At 66.8% G+C, this 15,318-nt stretch carries 14 protein-coding genes; 6 read left to right on the forward strand and 8 right to left on the reverse strand.

What is annotated here, in order from left to right; genetic code table 11:
• Nucleotides 1-67: 67 nt before the first annotated feature.
• The 3 genes from QW845_RS16900 to QW845_RS16910 form a co-directional block, all read right to left on the reverse strand.
• Nucleotides 68-352, reverse strand: a complete 285-nt coding sequence (locus QW845_RS16900; RefSeq protein ID WP_315802683.1) for a hypothetical protein — start codon at nucleotides 350-352, stop codon at nucleotides 68-70.
• Between the two features lie 29 nt (nucleotides 353-381).
• The gene (locus QW845_RS16905; RefSeq protein ID WP_315802684.1) at nucleotides 382-2,775 is read right to left on the reverse strand and encodes a TonB-dependent siderophore receptor; all 2,394 of its coding nucleotides are present in this window, start codon (nucleotides 2,773-2,775) and stop codon (nucleotides 382-384) included.
• Nucleotides 2,776-3,049: 274 nt separating this feature from the next.
• A complete protein-coding gene (locus QW845_RS16910) occupies nucleotides 3,050-4,168 on the reverse strand; it encodes a ring-opening amidohydrolase (RefSeq protein ID WP_315802685.1) in 1,119 nt (372 codons plus the stop codon).
• Between the two features lie 120 nt (nucleotides 4,169-4,288).
• Here QW845_RS16910 and QW845_RS16915 point away from each other — a divergent pair, with 120 nt between their 5' ends.
• The 4 genes from QW845_RS16915 (at nucleotide 4,289) to QW845_RS16930 (ending at nucleotide 8,154) form a co-directional block, all read left to right on the forward strand.
• On the forward strand, nucleotides 4,289-5,092 hold the full coding sequence (locus tag QW845_RS16915; protein ID WP_315802686.1) for an MBL fold metallo-hydrolase: 804 nt from the start codon (nucleotides 4,289-4,291) through the stop codon (nucleotides 5,090-5,092).
• Nucleotides 5,093-5,312: 220 nt separating this feature from the next.
• The gene (locus QW845_RS16920; protein ID WP_315802687.1) at nucleotides 5,313-6,917 is read left to right on the forward strand and encodes a hypothetical protein; all 1,605 of its coding nucleotides are present in this window, start codon (nucleotides 5,313-5,315) and stop codon (nucleotides 6,915-6,917) included.
• Nucleotides 6,918-7,036: 119 nt separating this feature from the next.
• Nucleotides 7,037-7,525 carry a DUF427 domain-containing protein gene (locus QW845_RS16925; RefSeq protein WP_315802688.1) on the forward strand — a complete coding sequence of 163 codons (489 nt, stop codon included), beginning with the start codon at nucleotides 7,037-7,039 and terminating at the stop codon, nucleotides 7,523-7,525.
• A gap of 146 nt (nucleotides 7,526-7,671) precedes the next feature.
• Nucleotides 7,672-8,154, forward strand: a complete 483-nt coding sequence (locus QW845_RS16930) for a hypothetical protein (protein WP_315802689.1) — start codon at nucleotides 7,672-7,674, stop codon at nucleotides 8,152-8,154.
• Between the two features lie 707 nt (nucleotides 8,155-8,861).
• Here the strand turns inward: QW845_RS16930 and QW845_RS16935 are convergent.
• The 5 genes from QW845_RS16935 to QW845_RS16955 form a co-directional block, all read right to left on the reverse strand.
• Entirely contained in the window at nucleotides 8,862-9,272 is a 411-nt protein-coding gene (locus tag QW845_RS16935) for a hypothetical protein (RefSeq protein ID WP_315802690.1), read from the reverse strand.
• A gap of 126 nt (nucleotides 9,273-9,398) precedes the next feature.
• Nucleotides 9,399-10,049, reverse strand: a complete 651-nt coding sequence (locus QW845_RS16940; RefSeq protein ID WP_315802691.1) for an Mpo1-like protein — start codon at nucleotides 10,047-10,049, stop codon at nucleotides 9,399-9,401.
• A gap of 247 nt (nucleotides 10,050-10,296) precedes the next feature.
• Entirely contained in the window at nucleotides 10,297-10,491 is a 195-nt protein-coding gene (locus QW845_RS16945) for a DUF2783 domain-containing protein (protein WP_315802692.1), read from the reverse strand.
• Nucleotides 10,488-12,125 (reverse strand): FAD-dependent oxidoreductase, encoded by a 1,638-nt coding sequence (locus QW845_RS16950; protein WP_315802693.1) that lies wholly within the window; start codon nucleotides 12,123-12,125, stop codon nucleotides 10,488-10,490. Before QW845_RS16950 ends, QW845_RS16945 begins: the two co-directional genes overlap by 4 nt.
• A 51-nt stretch (nucleotides 12,126-12,176) precedes the next feature.
• Complete coding sequence (locus QW845_RS16955; RefSeq protein ID WP_315802694.1) at nucleotides 12,177-12,719, reverse strand: VOC family protein; 543 nt, start codon at nucleotides 12,717-12,719, stop codon at nucleotides 12,177-12,179.
• Nucleotides 12,720-12,857: 138 nt separating this feature from the next.
• Between QW845_RS16955 and QW845_RS16960 the strand changes: the two genes are divergently transcribed.
• Both QW845_RS16960 and htpG read left to right on the forward strand, forming a co-directional pair.
• Nucleotides 12,858-13,376 carry a MarR family winged helix-turn-helix transcriptional regulator gene (locus tag QW845_RS16960; protein ID WP_315802695.1) on the forward strand — a complete coding sequence of 173 codons (519 nt, stop codon included), beginning with the start codon at nucleotides 12,858-12,860 and terminating at the stop codon, nucleotides 13,374-13,376.
• A gap of 68 nt (nucleotides 13,377-13,444) precedes the next feature.
• Nucleotides 13,445-15,316, forward strand: a complete 1,872-nt coding sequence (gene htpG, locus QW845_RS16965; protein ID WP_315802696.1) for a molecular chaperone HtpG — start codon at nucleotides 13,445-13,447, stop codon at nucleotides 15,314-15,316.
• Nucleotides 15,317-15,318 lie beyond the last annotated feature (2 nt).

Genomic DNA, 15,318 nt, shown 5'->3' on the forward strand with positions numbered 1-15,318 from the left:
TACGCAAAACTCTGACTTGGGTTCGTTTGAACGCCCGCAACCGGCGCGCGCCTGTTGCGAATGCAAGTCAAGAAGCGGGGGAAAGCGGTCCAAAGCTGGTTCCGCCGGTGGCCGGAATGCGAAAAGTTTCCATCCATTTCTGAAAATGAGAGTTGTTCGCAAACTGTCGCCGCGAGGCAACAGTTGAAACCCCTTGGTTGAACTGATCTCCATCATTCAATTGCTGATGGGAGAATTGATCGCCTTTCACCTCGTCTGGCGACGTGAATCGTGCGGTTGACGAGCAGTTCGGTCGATCTTCCGCGCGAGCTGCTCCCCGCCGCATCGCGAGATGCGGCGGGAATCTGGCCAATCTGTTTCCTGACCAGGACGCGTGCGGCTTTAGAACTTCGCCGTGGTGATCAGGTAGAAGGCCCGGCCGGGAGCGACCTGGGTGAACGGCACGTTGCTGCGGTAGAAGGTGTCGTAATAAAGCTGGTTGGTGATGTTCTGGGCATAGACCTTCATGCTCCAGTTCTTGTCGATCTGCTTCTCCACGAACGCATCGAACCGCCAGTAGCTCGGTAGCTCGTTGCCGGTGTTGGCCGCGAACGTGCCGCCGAACACCTTCGAGCGGTACACGGCCTGGCCGCCGATCTCCCAGCCGTCGTCGAACTTGTACTTGGTGAGCACGCTCAGCGACTGGTGCGCGATGTTGGCGAGCTGCAGTCCGGTATTGGACGCGACGCCGCTCTGCGTCACCTTGGACTGCATCAGCACCAGGCCGCCGAAGATGCTCCAGCGGTCGGTGAGCTTGCCTTCGGCCTCGATGTCGATGCCCTGGATGCGATAGGCCGCGCCCGAGGTCAGAAGGCCGTTGACGGTCTCGCGGGCGTTCTCCTTCACCGTCTGGAACAGCGCGCCGGTCACCAGCAGATGGCGGTCGACCAGCTCCCATTTGGTGCCGATCTCGGCGCCCTTGTTGCGCTCCGGCCCGAGGATGATGGTGCTGTTCGGCGGAATGCCGCCGTAGTCGGTGGCGGTGCCGTCGAGCTCGGAGCCGAACGGATTGGCGGAGGTCGCGTAGGCCGCATAGAGGCTGCCGATCGGCAGCGGCTTGTAGACGAGACCGAGATTGTAGTTGATCAGGTCGGAGTCGACGGTCGCCGAGGCGGTGTTGTTCGACGAGCGCATCGCGTAGCCGTCATAGCGCAGGCCGCCGGTGAGGATGAGGGTGTCGCGCCAGTTCGCGGTGTCGATCACATAGGCGCTCTTGCTGTCGACGTCGTAGCGGGTCGGATTGCCGGTCAGGAACGGCACGGTCGTGAACGGCAGGTTGGTGTAGGCGGGGCTGAACATGTTCTGGTTCTGCAAGCCCCCGCCGGTGGTGCCCTGCGAGCCGAACGCCTCCGAGGTCAGCCCGGCGTAGCGGTCGATCGAGATGTTCTCCTTGGAGAACTCGGTGCCGACCACCGTGGTGTGCTTGACCGGGCCGGTGTCGTATTTGAACGTGAGGTCGTTCTGGTTGGCCCAGTTGTCGACGGTCTGATAGCGGCTCTGCGCGCTGGCATTGAAGAACCATTTGATCGGATCGGGGCTCGCCGTTCCCGCCACGCTCGCATTCGGCAGGGTGCCGATGTAGTTCAGCTCGGAATGCTCGCCGCGCAGCTTGCTGGTGAAGGTGATGCTGTCGCTGAGCTTGAGCTCGCCGGCGAGCGTGCCGAAATCCTGCCGTGCGGCCTGGAAGTCGCGGTTGAGGAAGCCGTACCAATTGTTGCGCGGGATGCCGGCCGAGGTCGCCGGGATGTTGCCCTGCTTGTAGAACGGCACGCCGAAATCCGGATAGCCGGATAGGTCGGTGTGGACGTAGTTGGTCGTGACCTTCAGCGAGTCCGTCGGCGTCCACTTCGTCGAGATGAAGCCTCCCCAGCGGTCGTCGGTGACGTGGTCGCGTCCCGCGACATTGGCATCCTGGAACAGGCCGCCGGTACGCACCGAGAAGGTCGGCGAGATCGTCTGGTTGACGTCCAGCGTCACGCGCTTGGTCTGGTCGGTGCCGAGGGTCGACTCCGCATTGGTGAAGTTGCGGTCGCCGGCCTGCTTGGTGATGATGTTGATGGCGCCTCCCGCGGTGCCGCGCCCGGCATAGGCCGAGGCGGGGCCGCGCAGGATCTCGACCTGCTCGGTGAAGAAGTTCTCGCGCACCGACACCGCGGGATCGCGGATGCCGTCGATGAAGATGTCGTTGCGGGCGTCGAAGCCGCGGATGAAGAAGCGGTCGCCGAACGCGTTGCCGCCTTCGCCGGAGCCGAGCGTGACGCCCGCGGTCGAGCGGCCGACCTCCTTCAGGGTGGTGACGTGCTTGTCCTCCAGCACCTCCTTGCTCATCACGGTGATGGTCTTCGGCGTGTTCACCAGCTTCTCGGTGAACTTGCCCGAGGCGACGCGGTCGACCTTGTAGGGCGCGGCCGCGTCCGCGTAAGGATTGGCGTCGGGCGGCGTCTGCGGACCGGTCTGAGCCGGCGGCTGCTGCGGCTGGCGGGCCGCGCGGCGCAGCGCGCTGCGGGCGCGGACCTGGTCGGCCGACGGCCGCGATGGCGCCGGCTTGGCGCGCGCGGCCGGCGCCTCGACGGTGACAGAGGGCAGGGGCGCCTGCTGCGCCTCGGCGCCGGAGAACGAGGCGACGGCGATCAGCCCCGCGACCGCCGACATCTTGACGCCCGATACGTCAGCAGAGGGATCCCCTGGAAACGCGGTGCCCCCGCGCAAGCTTGCTGGAAAGACGGCTCGACCCATACTCAACCACCCCAATGGTTACTCGAGGACTGAATTCTTGTTCGTGGATTCGGCAGCAGGATCGTTCCTGTTGCGAATGTCTCTCAACAAGTCCTCGAATTTCGACCAAAACGGGTTGCGCAGGTGGCCTGCCTGGGACGATCATACCTGATGCATGTGATAATCAGTCGCATCTATAGACATGTTGGTCACGGAGTACCGGTCGCACGCAGAATCCGCGATGAGCCCCTCACGTCGCAGGAGCCCGCGCCTGCCGGATCTGGATACCGTCGGCCTAGCCGCGCGCGACGATCACCGCGACCGGCCCGCCGCCGTCAGGGCCCTGGTGCTCAGCGCCGCCCGAGACGAACAGGTCGGTGAAGCCAAACAGCCCGGCCAGCGCGCCGCCGACGAAGGCGCGGGCATGGCGGGTCGAGGAGACGTCGCTGTCGTCGAGCATGGTATGCCGCTGGCCGCGCAGCCGGCCGCTCTGCGCCGCCTCCGCCTTGGCGAGCACCGCGGCGATGCGGCTGCGATCGGCCGCCGGCACCTGGCCCGTCACGTTCAGGCCGAGCCGGGCGAGCGCCTGCCGCGCCGGCTCGATGTCGATGGCATCGCCCATGACGGCATGATCGATCGCGAGCGGCCCGCTCCACCTGGCCGACATGCCGGCCACCATGATCTCGTGGTCGAGCAGCTCGACGCCGCCCGAGGTGGCGGCGCGCCCGCTGTAGCGCGAGACATCGGCGCAGATCGTCGCATCGGACAGATCGCCGGCGGCGAGCTCGCCGAGCGCGACGGCGACCCCGAGCGCCGAGGCGCCGCGCGAAAAGCCCATCGACTTCAGCGTATCGCGCACGGCGGTGCGCTGTCCCCGGGCCTCGACCGCCTCGATGCGCTCCATCGTCAGCAGCGGGCATTTCACCTGCACGTAATGGACGTCGGCGGGATCGCCGATGCCGGCGTCGGCCATTGCCGCGCGCACGCCGGCGGCCACGAGCTCGACCTGCTGCATGCGGCCGAGATGCTCGCCCGCCAGCACCGGCGTGCGCGCGCGCCCCAGCGCCAGCGATGTCGGGACATCGCGTGGCTCTGCGGCGTCCCCGCCGTCGCGTGCCTCGAACACGATCATGTGCGGCGACAGCGCGCCCTCGGTGCCGCCGGACATCACCATCGCGATCTGCCGCACGGCGTCCGCCGCAAGATATCGGCCGAGCAGCGCCTCCAGCGAGCGCACGGCGAAGGCGCGGGTGAAGTCGTTGACGCAGCCATTGCCCTCGGTCTTGCCGAGAATGGCGATGATCCCTGCGGGATCGATCGCGCCTTGCGCGATCCCGGCCTCGAGCGCGCCGACATCGTCCGGGCTCCGCATCGGCAGGCGATGAACGTAGGCGCGGCGCAGCCGGGTCGGCATGTCGAGAACTCCTCTGGTGCGGTCCGGCGACACTAGGCAATCACGAAGCCGCGCGCGACGGTGTTCCGAGATGGCCCGCATGCTATCCTTGGCATTCCCAACCCGGACGACCGGTGATCCATGCCTCTCTGGACCTGCTTTCAATGCGGCGCGCAGTTTCCCGATACGCCAGCACCGCCCGGCCATTGCGTCGTCTGCGAGGACGAGCGGCAATATGTGAACTGGACGGGACAGAGCTTCCTCAGCCGCGACGACCTCGCCGAACGGCATCAGGTCGCCTGGCGCGAGGATGACGGCCTCACCGGCCTTGCTCTGGAGCCGGGCTTCGCGATCGGTCAGCGCGCGCTGCTCGTTCCCGAGCCGGAAGGCTGCGTGATGTGGGACTGCATTCCGCTGGCGACGGATGCGGCCATTGCCCATGTCCGCTCGCTGGGCGGGCTGAAGGCCATCGCCGTGTCGCATCCGCACTATTATGGCGCGGTCGCCGATTGGAGCGCCGCGTTCGGCAATGCGCCGGTCTATCTGCACGGCGACGACGCGGCCTTCGTCACCCGTCCGCATCCTGCGATCGTGCCGTGGACCGGCGACCGCCTCGCGCTCTCGGACGACGTCGTGCTGCTGCGGACCGGCGGGCATTTCGCCGGCGCCACCATCCTGCATTGGCGGAAGGGAGCCGAGGGCAGGGGTGCGCTGTTGACCGGCGACATCGCCATGGTGGCGATGGATCGTCGCCATGTCAGCTTCATGTACTCCTATCCGAACTACATCCCGCTCGGCGCCGCCGCCGTGCGCCGCATCGCCGATGCGGTCGCGCCGCTCGCGTTCGATCGGATCTACGGCGCCTGGTGGCAGAAGAACATCGCCGACGATGCCAAGGCGGCGTTCGATCGCTCGGTGCGGCGCTATCTCCAGGCGATCGCTTGAGCCGACGGTTTCGCGGAATCCCCGTAAAGTAACGGAGCATTAGGCACAACCAGAAGGTTGCCTCAGGACATCTTGCAGTCTTTGGTCGGATGGTATCGAAGTATCCCGGGCGGAATGGGGTACCTCAATGCATTTGCCATCGTGCTCGCCGGCGACTGGCGCCATCGCGCCGGCCAGCCTCCTCGTGCATTCAGACTTCCGATCAGTCCCCCATCCTCCCGTGTCCGCCTCCAGCGCCGGCGAGCTGCCCTGGCGCTGGATCCTGCTGGCGCTGGTGCTCGCCATCGTGCTCGCGGTGCCGTTTCTGTTGGTCGATGTCCCGCCGGTGCTCGACTATCCGAACCACCTCGCGCGGCTGTTCGTGCTGGCGCATCCCGACGATCCCGTGCTGTCGCAGATGTACGCGCCGAACTGGCGCATCCTGCCCAATCTCGGCATGGACGTGATCGGCGTCGCGCTGCTGCGCATCACCGACGTTCATGTCGGCGGCCGCATCCTGCTCGCGCTCAGCCTGTTCGCGCCGCTCCTCGGGGTCATCGCCTATCACCGCGCGGTGTTCGGCCGGCTGTCCTTATGGCCGCTGGCGGCCGGCATCGTCGCCTATGACGGCGTCTTCCTGCTCGGCTTCATGAATTTCCAGCTCTCGCTCGGTCTTGCCCTCGGCGGCGCCGCCGGCTGGGTGGCGCTGCGCCGTCGGGGCGGCTGGCTGCCGGCGATCGCCTGGGGGGCCATCACTGCGTCGGCTGCCTTCCTCTGCCACATCTTCGGCTTGCTGTTCTTCGCGGTCCTGATCGGCGCCGGAGAGGCCGATCGGCTGTGGCGGCTGCGCCGGTCGGCGGTCCTGACGCGGGAGCTGGCGGTCGCGGCCTGTGCGCTCGGACTCACGCTCAGCCCGGCCGTGCTGCTCTATGGGCTCTGTCCGCTGGGCGAGGGAGGGTTGCAACTCGGCGACTGGGACGGACCGCCGAAGCTGTGGCGCATCATGACGCCGTTCCTGACCACCAGCGCCGAGCTGACGATCATCACGACCGTCGTGGTGATGTCGGTGCTGGTTCTCGTCCGGCGCCAGCTCGTCATCGCGCCGGGCATTCCGCTGGCGCTGGCGGCGCTGTTCACGGCCTTCGTCGCGGCGCCCTGGACGGCGCTGGGAGGAACGCTGATCGACATGCGCTTTGCCGCGATGGGCGGCCTGCTGCTGTTCGCCGGCCTGCATCCGGTCGTGTCCGGCAGGAAGGCGGCGCTCGTCGGCATCGTCCTCGCAGGGCTGATGCTGGTTCGGACCGCGGATATCGCATCGGCCTGGATCGATCACCGAGTCGACCTCGCCGAACTGCGCGCGGCGATCGCGCATGTGCAGCCCGGCGCGCGCGTCATCGCCGCGCATGGCCACGAGCAGCCCGTCTCCAGCCGGCGCGAGCGCATCCTGCCCGGCTTCCGTTATGTCGATTCCCATATGGCGGCGCTGCTCGTGATCGAGCGGCGGGCGTTCTGGCCGCTGATGTTCGCCCATCCGAACCAGCAGCCCGTCACGGTGCGTCCCTCTTTCGCGCGTCTCGCGCAGCCGCTGGCCGAGCCCGCCGCGTGGCGCTGGCTGCAGCCGGACACGCCGCCCGCCGACGTGTTGCCGCTCGCGCGCTATCTGGCCGGCTGGCGCTCGAACTTCGATGCTGTCCTGCTGCTCGACCCGCCGGTCCCGGAGCAGCCGGTCGCCGGCCTCTCGCCGCTCTATCTCGGTAGCTACATCCAACTGTTCCGCATCGGGCTGCACAACGGCAAAACCGCGCAGGAGCCTGGGCCCGCTCCGCCGGCGGCTTCACCGTCGTGAAGCCGGAACGACAGCCGCCGCTCCCCATCAGTCTACGGTGATCCTCTGCCTCCCTTGGGCCGTTGCCTTGCGCTGGCCGGTCGCTACGCGCGGCGGCGGCGCCATGACGGAGAAGGGACATGCAGCGCATCGTGCCGGGGCCGGGACAGGAATCGGTGTGGGACTATCCGCGGCCGCCGCGGCTGGAGCGCTGCACGGCGCGGCTGCGCGTCGCATTCGCCGGCGTCACCATCGCCGACACGCAGGACGGCTATCGCGTGCTCGAGACCAGCCATCCGCCCGTCTACTATATCCCATCGCAGGATGTCGCGATGCAGTTGCTGCGGCGCGCGCCCGGCGGGTCGTTCTGCGAGTTCAAGGGCGTCGCCGGCTACTGGACGCTGGAGGTCGGCGGCCGCGTGTCCGAGCAGGCGGCCTGGAGCTACGAGCAGCCGACAGCGCCGTTCGCGCCGATCGCGGGCCATCTTGCGTTCTATGCCTCTCGGGTCGAGGCCTGCTTCGTCGGCGACGAGCGCGTTGCCGCGCAGGAGGGCGATTTCTACGGCGGCTGGATCACCTCCCGCGTCGTCGGACCGTTCAAGGGCGGGCCGGGTACGCGGCACTGGTAGAGACAGGCGCTCGTCCCGATGCGTGATCCGATGGCCGGTCTTGATCGTATGGGTGACGGCAGCCCGCGCATGCAGCGTGGCTTGACCTGGCAGGGGCAGCGAGCCTTGCTGGACGAGATATCATCTTCACGACGTCGGGGAATGCCATGCGACGGTTGATGAAGTTCCTGCACACGATGGGCGCGATCGGCATGATGGGCGCGATGGCCTGCCTCGTCGTGCTGCTCGGCCTGATCCCGCAGCCGCCGGTGTCGCTGTCGCATTACGCCGAGATGCGCGCCGCGATGGGCGCCATCGTGCGTTACGTGTTCTTCCCCTCGCTCGGCCTGACCCTGATCGCCGGCCTGCTCGCGATCGCGATCAACCGCGCGCTGCATAGCGCCGGCTGGGCGCTTGCCAAGCTGGCCTCCGGCATCCTGGTCTTCGAATGGGGTTTTGCCGCCGTGCAGGGTCCGATGCAGGAGGCGGCCGAGGAGGCCGCCCGCGCCGTCGCCGGCCAGATCGACCCGGCGACGCTTGCGCCCAACTTCGGCACCGAGCAGGGCGCCATCTGGGTCATGCTCGGCGTCGCCACCGTGAACGTGATCCTGGGCGTCTGGCGTCCGAAATTTACGAATCTGCCGGATTGATTGACCCCAGCGTTCCGCGTTGCAGCGCGCCAGCGTTTTCCGCCGACACTACCGCTCTCTCCTCTCCCCTCCCCGCAAGGGGAAGGGGAGCGCACCGCCGCAGACCGATCGCTCTGCGGATTTCGCGAAATTCCTCTTGCTATTTTTCAGAAATCATGTTTATGTCCCTCCATCCCGCCTCGTGCAGAGGGACGTACGCGTCGTCACGAACGTGGAGGTGGGCTGCGATGGACGTGACGGCGGCGCCAGACGAGCGCTCGCGGTCACGGACGGCGAAGTCGTGTGGTCCTGGCCTCTCGACGCTGAGGTCAAGTCCGCTTTCGATGCTGTGACGGCTCGGGGCGGGCGATGGGGGCAAGAACGCCGATCCCCAGGGAGAGCACGAAGGACACCGTTAAAACCGATCGCGCGGGGGAGGCCGGTTGTCAGGCCCGACCTGTGGTGACTGCCGCCTGCTTTCTTGTTGCAGGCGGGCCATGGGCCGCGGTCAGCACCCGGCCTTCCCCGCGCCCTCTCGTCGAGAGGGCTGACGGCCGCATCACCCGGGCACCGATCGTGCCGCGGGATCGCGAGCACGCATGCAAGATCACATGTTCAGGATGACATCAGGGGGCGCGCGCGCAGCCTTCGACGACGCGCATTGTCTTCAGCCGGTCATGCCCGACGTCAGCGCCGCCTCGGCGCTGACGCCGGCCCTGTCGACGTCTTCAGAGCTGCGTCGCCCGCAGCTCGATCGTGAGCGGCGCGGTCGTCCGCCGGGCGGCCGGGTCGGCCGGCATCTGCAGCACGCGGGCGCGCTGGCCGGTGGCCAGGTCGGTGACCTTGACGATCCGGCCATTGGAGAATTCGAGCGCATCGTGATGTTCGGTCGGCTTGTTGGTGTCGACCTGGCGGAAGCGGGCGAGATGCGCCCCGACCTTGCGGCGGAAGAACAAGCCCTTGATCCGCACGTCGCCCTCGAAGGCGAGTTCGGTGCCTGGACGCAGGCACACCGCGGTCAGCGGATCGTCCTTGGTGCAGAAGCCGCGGGTCTCCGTGCCGGGAAAGCGACAGGAGACCAGCACGTCGGCAGTCTTGGCGTCACGGGAAGCAACAGTATGGAGGCTGTAGTCACACATGGAAAGCTCCTGAAGGCCACCAGCACTAAGCCCGCAACGGCGCAGCAGGAGAGTCGTTCCATGGTGTTGAAGCCCGTCACTCCGACGACGCCCGCCGCGGGACGGTCCCGCGGCGGGAACTCGCGATCAGGTGAGATGCGCGGCTTCTTCGGCCTCGTCCTCGGCGGCGCCCCAATGCGAGGCGTCCTTGATGGTCGGATCGATCAACTCGCCACGCAGCAGCGCCAGCGGCGACTTCCAGTACAGCGCGATGTTGTGGAACGGGTCGGTCAGCACCTTGAAGGCCCAGATCAGGCCGGTCGGGACATCCTGCGTCGCAAACAGCTGGATGACGCGAAACAGACCGCCGCCGATGCCGACCGCGAGCCAGAGCAGGCCGACGTGGCGGACGAAGTCCATCCGGCCGGCCGGCTCGGCGAACAGGCCGAACAGCGTCGGAAACGCGAACAGCGCCACCGGCACCAGGCCCCACACCGTCAGCAGCACGATCTTGCGGGTCTGATTGTAGCCGACCTTGACCGCCTCCTTGTAGTCGTTGCTGACGCCGTTGACGTGGTCATAGCCGTTCGGCTCGAAGAAGAAATGCCCGGTCTGCCGCGTCAGCATCGCCAGCCAGCCGACCAGGCCGGCCATCGCCGGATCCTTGAACAGCAGCGCATAGCACACGAGGAAGATCACGGCGCTGATCAGGTGCAGCGTCTGATTGATCCGGCTCTGATGATAGTAGCGATAGTCGTCGAAGCGCTGCGTCTGCAGCGTCTTGTAGTAGCGCGACATGCGAATCCCCGTGCCGTTGTGGAACGAGGCGAAGACGTAGAGGGCCTCAGTGAAGGTGGCGTGACATTATGATGTTGTCACAATGAAACCGACCGGGAGCGGATCGGGAGGCGATATGAGCACGAACACGCCAATCCTGTGCCGGCGAGTGAGCCGCCTGCGGGTCTCTTTTCCTGCCAGAGAACGCGCACGCGCGGCTTTGATCGGGATCAAAACCGCGCCGAAAGTCGAACAAGAATTGATGCGGTCAGCCGCCGGGCGACCTCGCCAGCCGGATCGCCTCGCTCAGGATCGCGCGGTCGCCGATATGGTTGGCGAGCAGCAGCACGAGTCTGGCGTTCATGCGCAGGGCCTCGTCCTCGCTGAGGTCGCGCTGGCCACCGATCAGCTCGGCATAGAAGTCGTCGGGATCGCGAATGTTCGGGGTGAGGGTGAGGCTCATGCTGCAAGCTCCTGCTGGGCCGCGGGGCGCCTGCCGCAGGCGCGCCGGACCGCATCCGTGATCGCGTCCCCGTCGAACTGCGGCCAGCGGGCGCTGACATATTGATCGGGGCGGAACAGATAGGTCGTGCCGGGCGAGGCGCCGTATCGTGCCGCGAGCAGGCCCTTGGGATCGGCGAGGTCGCGGCCGACGACGAGCACCCGCGCCGTGATGCCGTCGATGCTGAGCTGCTCGGCGGTGACGGCGTTGTCGAAGGTGACAACCGTGAAGCCCGAGCCGAGGCAGTTCAGGAACCAGCCGGGCTCGCCCGCGACCATCACCGGCGCGTCCGCGGCATTGATACCTGGCGTCATCGCGCCGGGTACGCTGCCGCCGTCAGGCGTGTTCAGGGACGATGCGGCATAGGGCGTCGGCGTCGACAGCCGGCCGCTGTTGACCAGCGGCCGCGCAAAGCTGTGGTGCTGCGCGAGGTCGAGCACGGCGTCGCGGAAGGTGCGGCTCGCTTGTGTCTTCGGCGTGATGAAGTCGGTCGCCCGCGTCGAGTTCAGGATGTTGTCGTCGGCCGCGTAAGCGCGTTCCTCGTGATAGCTGTCGATCAGGATCTCCGGCGCCTCGCCGCGCAGCACCATTGCCAGCTTCCAGGCGAGGTTGTCGATGTCCTGCACGCCGGTGTTGGCGCCGCGGGCGCCGAACGGCGACACCTGGTGCGCTGCGTCGCCGGCGAACAGCACGCGTCCCCGGCGGAAATTGTCGATCCTCCGGCAGGCGAACTGATAGATCGACACCCATTCGAGCTCGAACTCGGCGGTCTCGCCGAGCATCGCCCGGATGCGCGGGATCACGCGCTCGGGCTTCTTCTCCTCGTCCGGATTGGCGTCCCAGCCGAGCTGGAAGTCGATGCGCCAGATGTTGTCCGATTGGCGATGCAGCAGCACCGACTGTCCCGGATGGAACGGCGGGTCGAACCAGAACCAGCGCTCGGTGGGGAAGTCCGCCTTCATCCTGACGTCGGCGATCAGGAAGCGGTCCTGGAAGAACTGGCCGGTGAACTCGGCGCCGACCATCCGGCGGGTGTCGGAATTGGCGCCGTCGCAGGCGATCACCCATTGCGCCTCCATGGTGAAGATGCCGTCGGGCGTCTCCACCGCGAGCTGCGCGCAATCCTCGCTCTGCTTCAGGCTGACGAGGCGATGCTTCCAGCGCAGATCGACCAGCGGGCTCCTGCTGCAGGCGTCGACCAGGATCTCCTCCAGATAGTATTGCTGCAGGTTGATCATCGCCGGCCAGCGATGGTCGGGCTCGGGCAGCAGGTCGAACTGATAGGAGAGCTGGTCGCGGAAGAACACCTTGCCGATGTTCCAGCTCACGCCTTTCTCGACCATCGGCGCGGCGCAGCCGAGCCGGTCCCAGATCTCCAGCGGGCGCTTGGCGTAGCACACCGCGCGGGAGCCGATGCTGACGGTGTCGTTGTCGTCGAGCACGACCACCGGCTGGCCGCGGGCGGCGACATCGAGCGCCGCGGTGAGGCCGATCGGCCCGGCGCCGATCACGACGATCGGATGGCGGCGGGTCTCGCCGCTGCGCTGCTCCGCCGAGCAGACATAGGGAAATCGCGGATAGACATAGTTGCTCATGGCTGCCTCGCCTGGCGCGTTGCGGTCGGGACTGTCGGAACGAGCAATCGCTCAGTCGCTGCCGGCGAATTCCTTCTCGTGCATCCAGGCGGTGTGCCGCGGCGGCTTCCTGGTCGTGGCCCATTCGTCGACCATGGCGTGGGCGACCGACTTCATCCGCGTGATCTGCTCCGGCGTCGCGGTCCAGGCCGCGATCTCCAGCCGGTGGCCGCTCGGATCATGGAAATAGATCGACTTGAAGATGGTGTGGTCGGTGATGCCGACGACGTCGAGACCGGCGGCCTCGGCGCGGGCCTTGGCTTCCTCGAGCTCCTCCATGTCCTTCACCTGGAAGGCGATGTGCTGGGTCCATTCCGGCGTGTTCGGATCGCGCCCCATCGGCGGCGAGTTCGGCAGCTCGAAGAAGGCGAGGATGTTGCCGTTCCCGGCATCGAGGAAGATGTGCATGTAGGGATCTGGCGCCTTGGTCGAGGGCACCTTGTCCTCGGCGATCGCGCCGAGCAGGTCCATGTTGAGGACCTTCTTATAGAACTCGACGGTGGCCTTGGCGTCGACGCAGCGATAGGCGACGTGATGAATCTTCTCGATCTGCACGATGGTCCTCCCATGATCATTGTTGGCAGGATAGTAACGAATGATACGATTGTGTGGCTTTGATCCAGATCAACCCGATGTGGATCGGATCGAGGTCGCCGGGACGAGCGCCTGGAACGGACGAAGGCAGGGGATGCGATGACGAAGGTGGCCAACGAGACCCGCGGCCGGACAAATGGAGAGGGGGCCGCCGAGCCCGAGCTTCGGCTGCAGCGCTATTTTCCCTACCGGCTTGCCCGGCTCGCCGAGCAGGTGTCGCTGGCGGTGGCGGAGGTCTATGCCGACCGCTTCGCGCTGTCGCGCCAGGAATGGCGGATCCTGGCGGCGCTCGGCGAGCAGCCGCGGCTGCCGACCAAGGAGATCGGCCGGCTGACGACTCTCGACAAGATGAATGTCAGCCGCGCCATGCAGAGCCTGGAGGCCCGCGGCATCGTCAGCCGGAGCCGCGATCCCGCGGACGGCCGCGAGCGGATCGTGGCGTTGACGGCTGCCGGCAGAGGGCTGTACCGCAGGATCGTGCCCCATGCGCTGGCGCGCGAGGCCGATCTGCTGAGCGTGCTTTCGGCCGCCGAGATCGCGACCCTCGACACGGTCATCGACAAGCTGCTCGCGGCCGCCGAACGATCGGTCGACGATCCCCCTGGCCGAAAGGCTTGATCGGTGCCGCCGCCGCGCTATATCGACGGTCTCTCTCCACCCCTGATAGCATGGGCCAACGTACGACGATGACCGACACCGCCACCGTTAGCCATTCCTTCCAGGCCGAAGTCTCCGAGCTGCTCCATCTGATGGTGCATTCGGTCTACTCCGAGACCGACATTTTCCTGCGCGAGCTGATTTCGAACGCCTCGGACGCCTGTGACAAGCTGCGTTACGAGGCGATCGCCAGACCCGATCTGATCGGCGACGGCGAGCCGCCGCAGATCCGCATCATCCCGAACAAGGCCGCTGATACGCTGACCATTGCCGACAGCGGCATCGGCATGGAGCGCCAGGAGCTGATCGACCATCTCGGCACCATCGCCCGCTCCGGCACCAAGGCGTTCGTGCAGAAGCTGGCCGAGGCCAAGGACGGCACCGGCCTGATCGGCCAGTTCGGCGTCGGCTTCTATTCGGCCTTCATGGTCGCCGACCGCATCCAGGTGATTAGCCGCCGCGCCGGCGGCGGCGAGGTCTGGACCTGGACCTCGTCGGGCGGGGCGGGCTTCGAGGTGGCGCCCGCGTCCGAGGAGGATGCCAAGCGGGTTGCGCGCGGCACCGAGATCGTGCTGCACCTCAAGGACGACGCGAAGAAATATCTCGAAACCTATGAGATCGAGCGCATCGTCACCGCCTATTCCGACAACATCCAGTTCCCGATCATGCTGGTGCCGGAGGAGGGCGAGCCGCGCCAGATCAACTCCGCCAGCGCGCTGTGGCAGCGCTCCAAATCCGAGCTGACGCCGGAGGACTACAGCAAGGCCTACAAGTCGATCGCGCATGCGTTCGACGAGCCGGCGATGACGCTGCACTACCGCGCCGAGGGCCGCTATTCCTATGCCGTGCTGCTGTTCGCGCCCTCGACCAAGCCGTTCGACCTGTTCGAGCCGGCGCGCAAGGGCAAGGTCAAACTCTATGTCCGCCGCGTCTTCATCACCGACGACGCCGACCTGATGCCGGCGTACCTGCGCTTCATCCGCGGCGTGATCGACAGTGAGGATCTGCCGCTCAATCTGTCGCGCGAGATGCTGCAGAACAATCCGCAGCTGGCGCAGATCCGCAAAGCGGTGACGACGCGGGTGATCAGCGAGCTGGAGCAGCTGGCCGAGAAGGACGCCGAGAACTTCGACAAGATCTGGGACTCCTTCGGCGCCGTCATCAAGGAGGGACTCTACGAGGACTTCGAGCGCCGTGACAAGCTGCTGGCGCTGGCGCGCTTCACCACGACGACCGGCGAGAAGCGCTCGTTGAAGCAATATGTCGAGGGCCTCAAGGAGAACCAGACCGAGATCTACTTCCTGGTCGGTGACAGCATCGAGCGGCTGAAGTCCAATCCGCGGCTCGAGGCGGCCAAGGCACGTGGCGTCGAGGTGCTGCTCTTGACCGATCCGGTCGATGCGTTCTGGACCTCGGCGCGGCTCGAATATGACGGCAAGCCGCTGAAGTCGCTGAGCCAGGGCGACATCAACTTCGATCCGATCCCGGTGACGGAGCCGAAGGCCGAGGACGAGGCGCAGCCGGCGGCCGACGAGGCCAACACGATCGCGTTGATCAAGGCGAGCCTCGGCGATCACGTCACCGACGTGAAGGTCTCGACCCGGCTCACCACCAGCGCGTCGTGCCTGGTGGCCGGCAGCCATGGTCCCGATCGCGAGCTGGAGCGCATCCTGTCGCAGCAGGCGCGCGGGGCGCGCACCAAGCCGATCCTCGAGATCAATCTGCGCCATCCGCTGGTCGTGGCGGTCGCCAAGGCCGCCGCCGACAAGGCCAAGGTCGACGATCTGTCGTTCCTGCTGCTCGAGCAGGCGCAGATCCTCGACGGCGAACTGCCGGAGGATCCGGCCGCCTTCGCGGCCCGTCTCAACCGGCTGGTGCTGCAGGGCGTCGCGGGGGCCTGAGG

The organism is Bradyrhizobium sp. SZCCHNS3002 (genome assembly GCF_032377435.1).
Lineage (GTDB): Bacteria > Pseudomonadota > Alphaproteobacteria > Rhizobiales > Xanthobacteraceae > Bradyrhizobium.

Excerpts from the sequence above, each read along its gene's own strand:
- QW845_RS16905 (WP_315802684.1), bottom strand. The coding sequence starts at position 2,775 with ATGGGTCGAGCCGTCTTTCCAGCAAGCTTGCGCGGGGGCACCGCGTTT.
- QW845_RS16910 (WP_315802685.1), bottom strand. The coding sequence starts at position 4,168 with ATGCCGACCCGGCTGCGCCGCGCCTACGTTCATCGCCTGCCGATGCGG.
- QW845_RS16915 (WP_315802686.1), top strand. The coding sequence starts at position 4,289 with ATGCCTCTCTGGACCTGCTTTCAATGCGGCGCGCAGTTTCCCGATACG.
- QW845_RS16925 (WP_315802688.1), top strand. The coding sequence starts at position 7,037 with ATGCAGCGCATCGTGCCGGGGCCGGGACAGGAATCGGTGTGGGACTAT.
- QW845_RS16930 (WP_315802689.1), top strand. The coding sequence starts at position 7,672 with ATGCGACGGTTGATGAAGTTCCTGCACACGATGGGCGCGATCGGCATG.
- QW845_RS16935 (WP_315802690.1), bottom strand. The coding sequence starts at position 9,272 with ATGTGTGACTACAGCCTCCATACTGTTGCTTCCCGTGACGCCAAGACT.
- QW845_RS16940 (WP_315802691.1), bottom strand. The coding sequence starts at position 10,049 with ATGTCGCGCTACTACAAGACGCTGCAGACGCAGCGCTTCGACGACTAT.
- QW845_RS16945 (WP_315802692.1), bottom strand. The coding sequence starts at position 10,491 with ATGAGCCTCACCCTCACCCCGAACATTCGCGATCCCGACGACTTCTAT.
- QW845_RS16950 (WP_315802693.1), bottom strand. The coding sequence starts at position 12,125 with ATGAGCAACTATGTCTATCCGCGATTTCCCTATGTCTGCTCGGCGGAG.
- QW845_RS16960 (WP_315802695.1), top strand. The coding sequence starts at position 12,858 with ATGACGAAGGTGGCCAACGAGACCCGCGGCCGGACAAATGGAGAGGGG.
- htpG (WP_315802696.1), top strand. The coding sequence starts at position 13,445 with ATGACCGACACCGCCACCGTTAGCCATTCCTTCCAGGCCGAAGTCTCC.